Source organism: Pseudomonas sp. TE3899, from assembly GCF_056279105.1.
In genome coordinates, this window is record NZ_JBWBQR010000001.1 from 6,659,109 (window position 1) to 6,671,856 (window position 12,748).

General features: G+C 59.3%; 12 protein-coding genes and 1 pseudogene. 8 read left to right on the forward strand and 5 right to left on the reverse strand.

What is annotated here, in order from left to right; translation table 11 throughout:
- Nucleotides 1-106 precede the first annotated feature (106 nt).
- Entirely contained in the window at nucleotides 107-961 is an 855-nt protein-coding gene (locus ACZ89E_RS30200; protein ID WP_149657853.1) for a D-hexose-6-phosphate mutarotase, read from the forward strand.
- Nucleotides 962-1,220: 259 nt separating this feature from the next.
- On the opposite strand, the pseudogene ACZ89E_RS30205 reads toward ACZ89E_RS30200, so the two are convergent.
- Nucleotides 1,221-2,082, reverse strand: a pseudogene (locus ACZ89E_RS30205) (MurR/RpiR family transcriptional regulator).
- Between the two features lie 226 nt (nucleotides 2,083-2,308).
- On the opposite strand from ACZ89E_RS30205, the gene zwf reads away from it, so the two are divergent.
- The 5 genes from zwf to ACZ89E_RS30230 all read left to right on the forward strand — a co-directional run bounded on the left by zwf (nucleotide 2,309) and on the right by ACZ89E_RS30230 (nucleotide 7,020).
- Complete coding sequence (gene zwf / locus ACZ89E_RS30210) at nucleotides 2,309-3,778, forward strand: glucose-6-phosphate dehydrogenase (RefSeq protein ID WP_133838058.1); 1,470 nt, start codon at nucleotides 2,309-2,311, stop codon at nucleotides 3,776-3,778.
- Nucleotides 3,765-4,478 carry a 6-phosphogluconolactonase gene (gene pgl / locus ACZ89E_RS30215; protein ID WP_476256956.1) on the forward strand — a complete coding sequence of 238 codons (714 nt, stop codon included), beginning with the start codon at nucleotides 3,765-3,767 and terminating at the stop codon, nucleotides 4,476-4,478. Before zwf ends, pgl begins: the two co-directional genes overlap by 14 nt.
- A 17-nt stretch (nucleotides 4,479-4,495) precedes the next feature.
- On the forward strand, nucleotides 4,496-5,161 hold the full coding sequence (locus tag ACZ89E_RS30220) for a bifunctional 4-hydroxy-2-oxoglutarate aldolase/2-dehydro-3-deoxy-phosphogluconate aldolase (RefSeq protein ID WP_133838056.1): 666 nt from the start codon (nucleotides 4,496-4,498) through the stop codon (nucleotides 5,159-5,161).
- A 208-nt stretch (nucleotides 5,162-5,369) separates the two neighbouring features.
- Nucleotides 5,370-6,110 (forward strand): peptidase associated/transthyretin-like domain-containing protein, encoded by a 741-nt coding sequence (locus tag ACZ89E_RS30225; RefSeq protein ID WP_256672232.1) that lies wholly within the window; start codon nucleotides 5,370-5,372, stop codon nucleotides 6,108-6,110.
- A 187-nt stretch (nucleotides 6,111-6,297) separates the two neighbouring features.
- On the forward strand, nucleotides 6,298-7,020 hold the full coding sequence (locus ACZ89E_RS30230; RefSeq protein ID WP_476256957.1) for an intradiol ring-cleavage dioxygenase: 723 nt from the start codon (nucleotides 6,298-6,300) through the stop codon (nucleotides 7,018-7,020).
- A 3-nt stretch (nucleotides 7,021-7,023) separates the two neighbouring features.
- Here the strand turns inward: ACZ89E_RS30230 and ACZ89E_RS30235 are convergent, their stop codons facing one another.
- Together ACZ89E_RS30235 and ACZ89E_RS30240 are read right to left on the reverse strand one after the other, a co-directional pair.
- Nucleotides 7,024-8,205 (reverse strand): aminotransferase class V-fold PLP-dependent enzyme, encoded by a 1,182-nt coding sequence (locus ACZ89E_RS30235; RefSeq protein ID WP_476256958.1) that lies wholly within the window; start codon nucleotides 8,203-8,205, stop codon nucleotides 7,024-7,026.
- Nucleotides 8,206-8,221: 16 nt separating this feature from the next.
- A complete protein-coding gene (locus ACZ89E_RS30240) occupies nucleotides 8,222-8,458 on the reverse strand; it encodes a DUF3820 family protein (protein ID WP_092278897.1) in 237 nt (78 codons plus the stop codon).
- A 203-nt stretch (nucleotides 8,459-8,661) separates the two neighbouring features.
- On the opposite strand from ACZ89E_RS30240, the gene ACZ89E_RS30245 reads away from it, so the two are divergent.
- Complete coding sequence (locus ACZ89E_RS30245) at nucleotides 8,662-9,129, forward strand: ferritin-like domain-containing protein (protein WP_476256959.1); 468 nt, start codon at nucleotides 8,662-8,664, stop codon at nucleotides 9,127-9,129.
- A 174-nt stretch (nucleotides 9,130-9,303) separates the two neighbouring features.
- Here the strand turns inward: ACZ89E_RS30245 and ACZ89E_RS30250 are convergent, their stop codons facing one another.
- Together ACZ89E_RS30250 and ACZ89E_RS30255 are read right to left on the reverse strand one after the other, a co-directional pair.
- Nucleotides 9,304-9,774: a MaoC family dehydratase gene (locus ACZ89E_RS30250; RefSeq protein ID WP_054044906.1), complete on the reverse strand. Its 471-nt coding sequence runs from the start codon at nucleotides 9,772-9,774 to the stop codon at nucleotides 9,304-9,306.
- Nucleotides 9,775-9,828: 54 nt separating this feature from the next.
- Entirely contained in the window at nucleotides 9,829-10,773 is a 945-nt protein-coding gene (locus ACZ89E_RS30255) for an alpha/beta hydrolase (protein ID WP_149657847.1), read from the reverse strand.
- 225 nt (nucleotides 10,774-10,998) lie between these two features.
- Here ACZ89E_RS30255 and fadD2 point away from each other — a divergent pair, with 225 nt between their 5' ends.
- On the forward strand, nucleotides 10,999-12,687 hold the full coding sequence (fadD2, locus tag ACZ89E_RS30260) for a long-chain-fatty-acid--CoA ligase FadD2 (RefSeq protein WP_476256960.1): 1,689 nt from the start codon (nucleotides 10,999-11,001) through the stop codon (nucleotides 12,685-12,687).
- Nucleotides 12,688-12,748: the final 61 nt, after the last annotated feature.

Consider the following 12,748-nt stretch of genomic DNA (forward strand, 5'->3'; position numbering starts at 1 on the left):
CAGGTTTACGACTGCTTCGCAGCCGAACGGGGGCAAGCCCCCTCGCCACAGTGGTTCACTGGGCGCAAAAGTATGAGTACACCCATGATTTCCAGGACTGCGGCACATGCATGAGCATCCGCTACAACGCTTCTTCAAATCCTTGCGCGAACGACCGGTGTTTGCGTGGGAGCGCTATCAGATGCGCGACGTGCTGGTGATCGATCATCCGCTGTGCCAGGCGGTGTTCAGTCGCCAGGGCGCGCAGTTGTTGCACTTCCAGCCAGCAGGGCAGAAACCCTGGTTGTGGTGCGCGGCGAAGTGGCCGCACGTGGGCGCCATCCGTGGCGGCGTACCGGTGTGCTGGCCGTGGTTTGGTCGTCATCCAAGCGAGAATGCGTGGCCATCCCACGGTTGGGCGCGCCTGCTGGACTGGAAGCTGCTCGACAGCAGCACCGACGACGATGGCGTGCGCTTGCACTGGCAATTGCAACTGTGCGACTGGACGGTGGACCTGCACGCCCATCTGGGTGAACGCATGGACTTGCGCCTGAGCACCGAGCACCAAGACACCCTGCCATGCCAATTGAGCCAGGCGTTGCATGCCTACTGGCGTATTGGCGACGTGGCTGAGGTAGCGCTGTCTGGGCTCGACGGGGCGCAAGGATACGATCAGTTGAACCGTCAGGCGTGTCAGCAAGAAGGGGAGTTGCGGGTCGAGGGCGGCTGTCAGCGCGTGTTCCAGCACGACGGCGAATTGCAGCTCAAGGACCACGCCTGGCAGCGGGAGTTGTGCATCGACACCGGCGATGCGGCGGACACGGTGGTCTGGCATCCGGGGTCGCGGCCGTTGCTGGGGGTGAGCTGGGATGAGGTGTTGGAGTTTGTCTGCGTGGAAGCGGCGAGTGGCGGCACCGACAGCCTGAGCCTGGCGCCGGGGGAGCGGGCGCATTTGAGTTTGCAGGCGTGGGTGGGGGCTTAGCTCAAGTCCTGCGGTGTTGCGGCTGACGCCTTCGCGGGCAAGCCTCGCTCCTACAGGTTTTTGGTTCGTCGCCATTATCGCGTCCACCATCACCCCCTGTAGGAGCGAGGCTTGCCCGCGAAGAGGCCGGAACAGCCGATGAAGATATTGATCGTTCCCACGCGCAGCAAAGGAATGCAGCCCGTGACGCTCCGCGTCACTGAACGCGGAGCGTCCCTTGAGGCATTCCCACGCAGAGCGTGGGAACGATCGCTACGGGTTAATTAAACTCGTCACCCACCGGATACCGGCTCGCGTTCAAACTCTCTTTGATCTTGCGCAAATGCGGCTGGAAATCCACCCCGCGGCGCAAGGTCATGCCGGTCGCCAACACGTCCAGCACCGTCAGCTGAATAATCCGCGAGGTCATCGGCATATAGATGTCGGTGTCTTCCGGCAACGGAATGTTCAGGCTCAAGGTACTGGCCTTGGCCAGCGGTGAGTTCTCAGCGGTCAAGCCCAGCACCGACGCGCCGTTCTCCCGGGCAATGCGCGCCACCTCCACCAGTTCGCGGGTGCGGCCGGTGTAGGAAATGATCACGAACAACTCACCGGTGTGCGCCACCGAGGCAATCATGCGCTGCATCAGCACATCGGCATGGGCGGTGACGGCCAGGTTGAAGCGGAAGAACTTGTGCTGCGCATCCAGCGCCACCGGGGCCGAAGCGCCGAGGCCGAAGAAGTGGATCTGCCGGGCCTGGATCAACAGATCGACGGCGCGGCTGATCAGGTTCGGGTCCAGGGCCTGGCAAGCGCTGTCCAGCGAGGCGATGGCACTGCCGAAGATTTTCTGGGTGTAGGCTTCCGGATTGTCATCGGCCTCGACCGCACGGCTGACGTACGCCGCGCCACTGGCCAGGGCTCTGGGCCAGCTGCAGTTTCAGTTCCGGGTAACCGCTGACACCGAACGAACGGCAGAAACGGTTGACCGTCGGCTCGCTGACTTTCGAGGCCTGGGCGAGGGCAGCGATGCTGAACCGGGTGGCCTGCTGTGGATTGAGCAGGATCACTTCGGCGACTTTGCGTTCGGCCTTGTTCAGGTCTTCAAGGCGATTCTGGATTTGTTCCAGTAGATTTCGCACGCGGTCCATAGATGTTCCTTGAGTCAGCAGCGCAAAGATGCGCTCTGCTATGCAAAAAGGGCCTTTGATGCGGCCCGTCACGGTGGCCTATCCTACTGATGGCTCCGACCGACCACCACTCGCAATCTGTATTTTGCGAAAATGTTGTGGTTATTACTACATTTTCCCTTGAGTGATGCCTTGAAAAAAGGTATTTGTAGCTTAACTTGATAAAAGAACAAACATCATGCCTTCGATTACGGTAGAACCGTGCACCTTTGCCTTGTTCGGCGCCCTCGGCGATCTGGCCCTGCGCAAGCTGTTTCCTGCCCTTTATCAGCTGGACGGCGCCGGCCTGTTGCACGAGGACTCGCGCATCATCGCGCTGGCCCGTGAACCCGGCAGCGAGCAACAGCATCTGGCGTTCATCGCCTCGGAGCTGCGCCGCTACGTCGATGCCAAGGAGCTGGACGAGGCCGTACTCGAGCGCTTCCTCGCCCGCCTGACCTACCTGCACGTCGACTTCCTCAAGTCCGAAGACTACGTTGCCCTGGCCGAACAGGCCGGCAGCGCCCAGCGGGTGATTGCCTACTTCGCGACACCCGCTGCCGTTTACGGTGCGATCTGCGAGAACCTGTCGAAGGTCGGCCTGACCGAAAACACGCGTGTCGTGCTGGAAAAACCCATCGGTTCGGACCTGGAATCCTCGCGCAAGGTCAACGATGCCGTGGCGCAGTTCTTTCCGGAGAACCGCACCTACCGCATCGACCACTACCTGGGCAAGGAAACCGTCCAGAACCTGATCGCCCTGCGTTTCGCCAACAGCCTGTTCGAAACCCAGTGGAACCAGAATTACATTTCCCACGTGGAAATCACCGTGGCCGAAAAGGTCGGGATCGAAGGCCGCTGGGGTTACTTCGACAAGGCTGGCCAGCTGCGGGACATGATCCAGAATCACCTGCTGCAACTGCTCTGCCTGATCGCCATGGACCCGCCGGCCGACCTCTCCGCCGATAGCATCCGTGACGAGAAAGTCAAAGTGCTCAAGGCCCTGGCGCCAATCAGCCCCGAAGGCCTGACCACCCAAGTGGTACGCGGCCAGTACATCGCCGGCTACAGCGAAGGCAAACCGGTACCGGGCTACCTCGAAGAACCGAATTCCAACACCCAGAGCGACACCGAAACCTTCGTCGCCCTGCGCGCCGACATCCGCAACTGGCGTTGGGCCGGCGTGCCGTTTTACCTGCGAACCGGCAAGCGCATGCCGCAGAAGCTGTCGCAGATCGTCATTCACTTCAAGGAACCGTCGCACTACATCTTCGCTCCCGAGCAGCGCCTGCAAATCAGCAACAAGCTGATTATCCGCCTGCAACCGGACGAAGGCATTTCCTTGCGCGTGATGACCAAAGAACAAGGCCTGGACAAGGGCATGCAGCTGCGCAGCGGTCCGTTGCAGCTGAATTTTTCCGACACCTATCGCAGCGCACGGATTCCCGATGCCTACGAGCGGTTGTTGCTGGAAGTAATGCGCGGCAATCAGAACCTGTTTGTCCGTAAAGATGAAATCGAAGCCGCGTGGAAGTGGTGTGACCAGTTGATCGCCGGGTGGAAAAAATCCGGTGATGCGCCCAAGCCGTACGCGGCCGGGTCCTGGGGACCGATGAGCTCCATTGCACTGATCACGCGGGATGGGAGGTCGTGGTATGGCGATATCTAATTTGCAACTGCCTCAGGGCGTCAACGCCCATGAGTACAAGAGCCCGGTGTTGTTGGCCGAAGGCCTGGCGCTGAATGTGGCCAAGCAACTGAGCGAGGCCATTGATGCGCGCGGCACGGCGACCCTGGTGGTTTCCGGTGGTCGCAGCCCGGTGGCGTTCTTCCAGCACCTGGCCAAGCAGACGCTGGACTGGTCCAAGGTTGTCGTAACGCTGGCCGACGAGCGCTGGGTGCCGGTGGAACACGCCGACAGCAATGCCGGCCTGCTCAAGCGTTACCTGCTGCAAGGCCCGGCGGCCAAGGCGCAGTTTTTGAGCCTTTATAGCGCCACCGCCAACCTTGAACTGGCAGCGGAGCAGGCGGATCGCTTGCTCGCGGAATTGCCGCCGATCGACGTGCTGATTTTGGGCATGGGCGACGACGGTCACACCGCGTCACTGTTTCCCAACAGATCGAACCTGGCCGAGGCCTTGAAAGTCGACGGCACGCGCCGTTGCTATCCGATGCTGGCACCCACCGTGCCGCATCAGCGCCTGACCATGAGCCGTGCGCTGCTGGCGTCGGCCAAGACCACCGTTCTATCGATTTCCGGTCAGTCCAAACTGACCACTTTGAGTGCCGCATTGGCCGGTGACGATGTCGCTGCCATGCCGATTCGCGCGTTTCTGCAACCTACGTTAGAGATTTACTGGTGCCCATGAGCCAAGGATCAGCCGCTATGACAAAGACATCCCCGACCGTTTCCATGGCGGATAAAGTTGCCCTGATCGACAGCCTCTGTGCCAAGGCGCGGATTTTGCCGGTGATCACCATCGCTCGCGAACAGGACGTCCTGCCCCTGGCCGACGCCCTGGCCGCCGGTGGCCTGACCGCCCTGGAAGTGACCCTGCGCTCGCAGTTCGGCCTTAAAGCCATTCAGATTCTGCGTGAGCAGCGTCCGGAACTGGTGACCGGTGCCGGCACCGTGCTCGATCGCACCATGCTCGCCGCCGCCGAAAGGGCCGGTTCGCAATTCATCGTCACCCCAGGCATTACCCGTGACCTGCTCGAAGCCAGTGTCGACAGCCCGATCCCGCTGTTGCCCGGCATCAGCAACGCCTCCGGCATCATGGAAGGCTATGGCCTGGGTTATCGCCGCTTCAAGCTGTTCCCGGCGGAAGTCAGCGGCGGCGTCGCGGCCATCAAGGCCTTGGGTGGCCCGTTCGGCGAAGTGAAATTCTGCCCGACTGGCGGCGTGAGCCCGGCCAACATCAAGAGCTACATGGCGTTGAAAAACGTGATGTGCGTGGGCGGTAGCTGGATGCTTGATCCGGAATGGATCAAGAACGGCGACTGGGCCCGCATTCAGGAATGCACCGCCGAGGCGTTGGCGCTGCTGGACTGATTAGTAGTTACCAAACACTTCGTTGTGTGTTCTACGGCTTTACGGTGCGCTTGGTCGGTGCACCGTTTTTTTTTGCCCGTGATATTTGATTGCTCGGGCGAACGTCATAACTTTAAACAACAATGTTGTCCCTTTAGTTAGTGTGTTTGTATATTCTGCGTCGGTCACCTGTACTGAACAGGTATTAAACATGAATAGGGATATTCTGATGGAAACTGTTATTGACGCTGAACGCTCTCACGAACTTGAAAAGACCCGCGCTGCCATGTGCGTATTTTCGCCTGAGCAAATTGCGGGCCCTTATTTCCGTAATGACCGACTTCATCGATATGATATTACCGAGGGCGCCGAGGGTGTGCCGATGGAGTTGATTCTGAGTATCGTCAATGTGAAGACCTGTGAACCGATTGAAGGTCTGCTGGTGGACATCTGGCATTGTAATGCCCAAGGCCGATACTCGGGATGGAGCGAGGTAGATCCTGATAAGGAAGCGCTGTCCGGTGAGATCGGTTCTATTCCCCGTACCGACGAAGACAGTTATCTCAGAGGTTGCGGCTTTACCAATGTACTTGGTAATTGCAGTTTTCGATCGGTGTTTCCCGGGTTCTATGCGGGCCGGTCCATCCATGTTCACGTGGCCGTCAGAAAGTTGGATGAACACAATAATGACCGGCATGTAGCCTATGTTGGTCAACTGTATGTTCCTGAATCCATCTCTTCGCACATCAGTGAACTTCCAGGCTACGCCGGTCGAAAGATTACTCGCCTGACCAATGAACAGGATGAAATCTACAGCGAAATGCACGGCTTCGGCACACTGATGGATATGGAATGGATCTACCGTGGCACCGCGCAGGAGCGGTTATTGGGAACTGTCGTGATTGGTGTCGACCCCGATGCTCTTTCCGCGCACATTACGCCAGAAGACTTTTATAAAGACACCGTTTAAAACACAAAAGGAAGTGCCGGCAAAGTCCGGCACTTTTGTTGTGTACGTCCTGTACGACGAGGGCATCGGTTGCCTGCGTACAAGATCCTCCGCACCGACATAAAAAACATTTTCCGATACATAGTTATCGCCTCCCGCACGGCCTCTCTCTCTATCCTTGGCAGCATCTTATGGAAGAGAGAACCTCATGGATTACACCTCAGCTACTCCCCGCGAACCGGTTTGCCTGCTCACCCCGGAACAGATCGCCGGCCCGTATTTTCGCAACCCCAAGCTCATCCGAAGAAACATCAGCGAAGGCCAGGACGGCATTCCGCTGGTGCTGCGGCTGGTGATTGTCGATGCCATGACCGGCGAGCCGGTAACCGGGGCGTTGGTGGATATCTGGCACTGCAATGCCAGGGGCGCGTATTCGGGCTGGAGCAAGGTCAACCCGGACCAGGAAGTCGATGCTGACAGCATCGGTTCGATTCCACGCACCGACGACGACACTTACCTGCGCGGCGGGCAGTTCAGCGACAACAAGGGCGTGGTGCGCTTTACCACGGTTTATCCGGGCTTCTATGCCGGCCGTGCGCTGCATATTCATGTGGCGGTGCGAATCACCGGTGGTAACAACTATCTGGAAGAGCGGCACGTTGCCTGGGTCGGGCAGCTTTATTTTCCGGAGGTCGCCTCACGGTCGGTGCTGAACGCCAAGGCGTATAGCGGCCGGACAGTGACGGCGCCAACCAACGCTCAGGATGAGATCTACGCCAAAATGGGCGGTGAAGCCTCGACCCTGACCGTTCACAGCATCGGCCGTGATACCCATGAAGACGGTTTCTTCGGGCACCTGACCATTGGCATCGACACTTTTGCAGTGTCGACGCAGATCAGGCCCGAGGACTTCGACAAGTACACGGTGTAGGCCTCAACGCAGCTCGGTCAGCGCATGGGCCAGCCGGTCCACATCGGCTGCGGTGGTGGTCAGTCCCGGGGTGATGCGGATGCACGGTCCGCTGGCGGCGCCGCTGCGGGCCACGGTGAACAGGTTGTACTCATTGAGCAGCCGTTCGGCCATGAGGTGCTGATCGGCGTGGCGGGTAAAGCGCATCGAGGTAATGCCGCAATACAGCCGGGGATCGTCCGGGGTCATGACTTCGATGCCCGGCAGGTCGCGCACGGCGTTGACCCAGCGATTACGCAGGTAGTTGAGCCGTGCGCCCTTGGCGGCGGAACCACCCATGGCCTGATGCTCCTCGAGCACCAGTGGCAGGGTCATCAATGCCGGGATGTTCGGTGTGCTGTACGGCGTGCGGGCGCGAATGTCGTTGATCGGGAAATGCATCTCGCCCATGTCCGGGTCGATGTCGGCCAGACGCTGGGGCGCGATGTAAATGAAGCCCAGGGTCAGCGGGGCGCCGATCCATTTGTGCAGGTTGTAGCCGGCGAAGGCGATGCCCAGGGATTCCAGATCGAATTCCATCTGGCCCAGGGCGTGGGCGCCGTCGAGGATCACATCGACGCCATGCTCCTTGGCGAGCGCGGCAATCGCCTGCACCGGCATCACCAGGCCGGTGCGGTGGGTGACGTGGGTCAGGGCCATCAGCTTGAGGCGCGGATAACGCACGAACGCTTCGCGGTAGGTGGCGAGCAAACTGTCGAAAGTGGCAGGGTGCTGGTGGTCGATTTCGATCACTTCCACGCCGCGATGACGGGCCAGCCAACGCAGGGCGCCTTTGACCGTGTCGTACTCCAGATCGCAGAGCAGCACCTGATCGCCGGGTTGCAAGCGGTTGTAGTTGCGGATCAGCGATTGCAGGCCGTCCGAGGCGTTGCGGGTGAGGGCGATGGAATGCGCCCGTACGCCCATCATCTCGGCCAGCTGCGCCCGGATGTCCAGGCTTTCGGTCTGCTCGAAATGCTGGCGCACATGCACCGAGTTACTGCGGTTGATCAGCTCGATATTGCGCTGATACTCCTCGACCACCGTGCGCGACATACGCCCGAAGTAACCGTTCTCCAGGTTGATGGGGCCAGGTTCGACCGCGTAACGGTCGGCAAAGGTTTGCCAGAAGGACTCATCACGGGCACGGCGGGTGTTATCGGGCATGGGCTACTCAGTCGGTTCAGTGGCGGGGGGCTGGTTTGCCATGTTTGGCGCGCAGCGGGTCGAGCAGTTCCGATAAACCGTTGTGGTCGATTTCCTGCATCAGCGCCAATAAGCCGCCCAGTTCGCCGTGAGGAAATCCTTCGCGGGCGAACCAGTTCAGGTACTGGCCGGGCAGGTCGGCGATGATGCGGCCCTTGTATTTGCCGAAGGGCATTTCGCGGGTAATCAGCAGTTCGAGCTTTTCAGGATTCATCAATCAGTCGTCTTGATTCAAACAGCTTCGAAAATACAGGCATTCTGCATGCAGGCCAAATGACAGATCATGCAAATAAAGCGGATACAGATTTTTGCTTATAAGTTAACTTATTGAAAAATAAGGAATAAATGTTCAATTCAAAGCTGGCATGCGGGCTGCAATAGCTATTGCATCTTTCATCAAACCGCGAGGAATTGAAAATGACCGACGTGAATAAAGAAGCCATCTCTGTACTCAACGACCTGATTGAAACCAGCAAAGACGGTCAGGAAGGGTTCAAGACTTGCGCTGAAGACATCAAGCACCCAGAACTCAAAACGCTGTTCGTGACCCGTTCTGCCGATTGCGCCACCGCAGCTGCCGAACTGCAAGCGGAAGTTCGTAGGCTGGGCGGCGATCCGGAAACCTCGACCAGCGTCAGCGGTGATCTGCATCGTCGCTGGGTGGACGTGAAAGCAATGTTCACCGGCAAGGATGAAGAAGCCGTGCTGAACGAAGCCGAACGCGGTGAAGACCATGCGTTGAAGGCGTACAAAGAAGCGCTGGAAAAAATCACCAAGCATAACCTGGTGGGTATTCGTGACCTGGTTGAACGTCAGTACCACGGCGTGCAACGTAATCACGATCAGGTCAAAGCCCTGCGTAACCAGGCGCGTGCTCGTTCTTAAGCACTTGTCGCGGTAATAAAAAACGCCAGTCTGACTGGCGTTTTTTTATGTCTGATCGTTCCCATGCTCTGCGTGGGAATGCCGCCCCGGACGCTCTGCGTCCAGCTGTGATGTGACGCGGAGCGTCACGGGATGCATTCCCACGCGGAGCGTGGGAACGATCAGTTTGTCTGCTCAGCCAATGCTGATCGCTGGCAACACTGGCAACGTCACGGTCTGCTGCTTGCGCGGTGCCAGAATCTCGGCCTCGCCATCCACCACCAACTCATCACGCTGGTTGAACACGCGAGTGGCAATGCGCACGCGAAACTTCGGCAGTTTCTCGAGGATTTCCAGACGCACGGTCAGGGTGTCGCCAATTTTTACCGGTTTCTGGAAGCTCATCTGCTGACCGATATAAATAGTCCCCGGCCCGGGCAACTCGCACGCCACGGCGGCGCTGATCAGCGCGCCACTGAACATGCCGTGGGCGATGCGTTCCTTGAACATGGTGCCGGCCGCGAATTCGGCGTCCAGGTGCACCGGGTTGTGATCGCCCGACATCGCGGCGAACAACTGAATATCGCGCTCTTCGACGGTCTTGCTATAGCTGGCGGTCTGGCCGACTTCAAGGGCTTCGTAAGGGGTGTTGGTAACCTGGGTCATCTGTCTCAATTCCTGTGACGAATAAAAAAATCCACAAAAAAACTGTTCGAAAAACTATTCGGTTCTGGCCGGACGGCGGTGGCTGAGCGCCTGGGCGATCCAGTTCAGTACATCGGCGGTCACTTCATCGCGGTTGCTCTCGTTGAACAGTTCGTGGCGCGCCTGCGGGTAAATATTCAATTGCAGGTTCTGGCTGCCGGCCGCGCGCAGCGCATGGGCCAGATCTTTCAGACGCTTGCCTTCGCTCACCGGATCACATTCGCCGCCCATTACCAGCAAGGGCAGGCCCGGATCGACCTGGGCGAGATTGGACGCTTTGCTGATTTGCTGCAACCCGCCGAGCAAGTCGATCCACAGTTGATTGGTGCAGCGAAAGCCGCAGAACGGGTCGTTGGCGTACAGATCGACTTCTGTCGGATCGCGGCTCAGCCAATCGAATTTGGTACGAGCGGGTTTGAATTGCTTGTTGAACGAGCCGAACGACAGGAACTCGATCAGCGCGCTGCGGCCCTTCGGTCCCTGACGCAGCCGTTCGAGCCGGGCGATTTGCCGCGCCGCGCGATAAAGCGCCACGGGCTGGAAGTTCGAACCACTGAGAATCGCCCCGTGCAGGCTGGCGCTGTGGTGCAGCAGGTAGGCCTGGGCGATGTAGCTGCCCATGCTGTGGCCGAGCAATACGATTGGTACGCCAGGGTGGTGCTGGCCGATGTGCTGGTTGAGGCTGGCGAGGTCGCCGACGACTTTGCACCAGCCATCGTCATCGGCGAAATGGCCGAGCGTGCCGTTTTCGGAAGTTTTGCCATGTCCTCGCAGGTCCGGGGCGTAGACGCCATAGCCCTGAGCGCAGAGTTTTTCCGCGAGCCGGGCGTAGCGACCGCTGTGCTCGGCCATGCCATGGGCCAGCAGGATCACCGCTTTTAACGGCGGGGTGGGCAGCCACTGGTTGACGAAGAGGCGGCTGTGATCACTCGCGGTCAGCCAGAAAGTGTCGTGGATCATGGCGATTCCTTTGCACGATGTGGTTGCATTGTATAGCGCATCCTTTGCTTGCCGTCTGATCAGGCCACACCACGTTAGGAAGATTCACACGATCTATGACGCTTTTGCCATATTTGCCTGATTGGCCATAACTGCTAGTGTCCGTGAAGCTCCGCTTTTCGCGTTCCTTTACAGAAGTGACAGAGAAGTGGCCCCGGATAGATTCAGGTAAAGAGGACAAGAACAATGCAACCTGATTTCTGGAATGACAAACGCCCGGCCGGCGTACCCCTGGACATTGATCTTGGGGCCTACAAGTCGGTGATCGAGGTGTTCGAGCGTTCCTGCAAGAAATTCGCGGACCGCCCGGCCTTCAGCAATATGGGCGTGACCCTGACCTACGCCGAACTGGAACGCTACAGCGCGGCGTTCGCCGGTTACCTGCAAGCGCACACCGACCTGGTGCCGGGGGATCGCATCGCGGTGCAGATGCCCAACGTCCTGCATTACCCGATTGCCGTGTTCGGTGCGTTGCGCGCCGGGCTGATCGTGGTCAACACCAACCCGCTGTACACCCCGCGGGAGATGCGTCATCAATTCAAGGATTCCGGGGCCCGGGCGCTGGTGTACCTGAACATGTTCGGGGCCAAGGTCCAGGAAGTGCTGGCCGACACCGATATCCAGTACCTGATCGAAGCGAAGATGGGCGACCTGATGCCCGCCGCCAAGGCCTGGCTGGTCAACACAATGGTGAGCAAGGTCAAGAAACTGGTCCCCGACTACTCTTTGCCCCAGGCGGTTTCCTTCAAGAGCGCGCTACGTCTAGGCCGGGGCCTGGGCATCAAGCCGCTGAAGGTCGGCCTCAACGACATCGCGGTGCTGCAATACACCGGCGGCACCACCGGCCTGGCCAAGGGCGCGATGCTCACCCACGGCAATCTCGTGGCGAACATGCAGCAGGCGCGGGCCTGCTTGGGCCAGTTCGGCAGTGACGGCCAGCCGCTGCTGCGCGAAGGCCAGGAAGTGATGATCGCGCCGCTGCCGCTTTACCATATCTATGCCTTCACGGCGAACTGCATGTGCATGATGGTGACCGGCAACCACAACGTGCTGATCAGCAATCCGCGGGACATCAAAGGCTTTATCAAGGAGCTGAAGAACTGGCGATTCTCAGCGTTGCTGGGGCTCAACACGCTGTTCGTGGCGTTGATGGATCACCCGGACTTCAAGACCCTGGACTTCTCCAGCCTCAAGCTCACCAACTCCGGCGGCACCGCGCTGGTCAAGGCCACCGCCGAGCGCTGGGAACAGCTCACCGGTTGCCGGATCACCGAGGGTTACGGCCTGACCGAAACCTCCCCGGTGGCCTGCACCAACCCGTACGGCGACAAGTCGCGGATCGGCACGGTCGGCCTGCCGGTGCCGGGCACCACGCTCAAGGTCATCAACGATGACGGCGTCGAGCAGCCGCTGGGCGAGCGGGGCGAGTTGTGCATCAAGGGCCCGCAGATCATGAAGGGCTACTGGCAGAAACCCGAAGCCACCGCCGAAGTGCTGGATGCCGAGGGCTGGTTCAAGTCCGGTGATATCGCAGTGATCGACCCGGACGGTTTCGTGCGCATTGTCGATCGCAAGAAAGACATGATCATCGTCTCGGGTTTCAACGTGTACCCGAATGAAATCGAAGACGTGGTCATGGCCCACCCGAAAGTCGCCAACTGCGCCGTGATCGGCGTGCCGGACGAACGTTCGGGGGAGGCGGTGAAGTTGTTTGTGGTGGCCCGGGAATCCGGTGTCAGCCTTGAAGAGTTGAAGGCTTACTGCAAGGAAAACTTCACAGCGTACAAAGTGCCCAAGCACATTGTGTTGCGTGAGTCGTTGCCGATGACACCGGTGGGCAAGATCTTGCGGCGGGAGTTGCGGGATATCGCGTAAGCGTTGAATGGCCGCGCTTCGCGCGTTCGCGGGCAAGCCTCGCTCCTACAGGTTCACCGTC

What these genes read in the sequence shown, in the direction of transcription:
- ACZ89E_RS30200 (WP_149657853.1), top strand. Translation starts at nt 107, where the DNA reads ATGCATGAGCATCCGCTACAACGCTTCTTCAAATCCTTGCGCGAACGA.
- zwf (WP_133838058.1), top strand. Translation starts at nt 2,309, where the DNA reads ATGCCTTCGATTACGGTAGAACCGTGCACCTTTGCCTTGTTCGGCGCC.
- pgl (WP_476256956.1), top strand. Translation starts at nt 3,765, where the DNA reads ATGGCGATATCTAATTTGCAACTGCCTCAGGGCGTCAACGCCCATGAG.
- ACZ89E_RS30220 (WP_133838056.1), top strand. Translation starts at nt 4,496, where the DNA reads ATGACAAAGACATCCCCGACCGTTTCCATGGCGGATAAAGTTGCCCTG.
- ACZ89E_RS30225 (WP_256672232.1), top strand. Translation starts at nt 5,370, where the DNA reads ATGGAAACTGTTATTGACGCTGAACGCTCTCACGAACTTGAAAAGACC.
- ACZ89E_RS30230 (WP_476256957.1), top strand. Translation starts at nt 6,298, where the DNA reads ATGGATTACACCTCAGCTACTCCCCGCGAACCGGTTTGCCTGCTCACC.
- ACZ89E_RS30235 (WP_476256958.1), bottom strand. Translation starts at nt 8,205, where the DNA reads ATGCCCGATAACACCCGCCGTGCCCGTGATGAGTCCTTCTGGCAAACC.
- ACZ89E_RS30240 (WP_092278897.1), bottom strand. Translation starts at nt 8,458, where the DNA reads ATGAATCCTGAAAAGCTCGAACTGCTGATTACCCGCGAAATGCCCTTC.
- ACZ89E_RS30245 (WP_476256959.1), top strand. Translation starts at nt 8,662, where the DNA reads ATGACCGACGTGAATAAAGAAGCCATCTCTGTACTCAACGACCTGATT.
- ACZ89E_RS30250 (WP_054044906.1), bottom strand. Translation starts at nt 9,774, where the DNA reads ATGACCCAGGTTACCAACACCCCTTACGAAGCCCTTGAAGTCGGCCAG.
- ACZ89E_RS30255 (WP_149657847.1), bottom strand. Translation starts at nt 10,773, where the DNA reads ATGATCCACGACACTTTCTGGCTGACCGCGAGTGATCACAGCCGCCTC.
- fadD2 (WP_476256960.1), top strand. Translation starts at nt 10,999, where the DNA reads ATGCAACCTGATTTCTGGAATGACAAACGCCCGGCCGGCGTACCCCTG.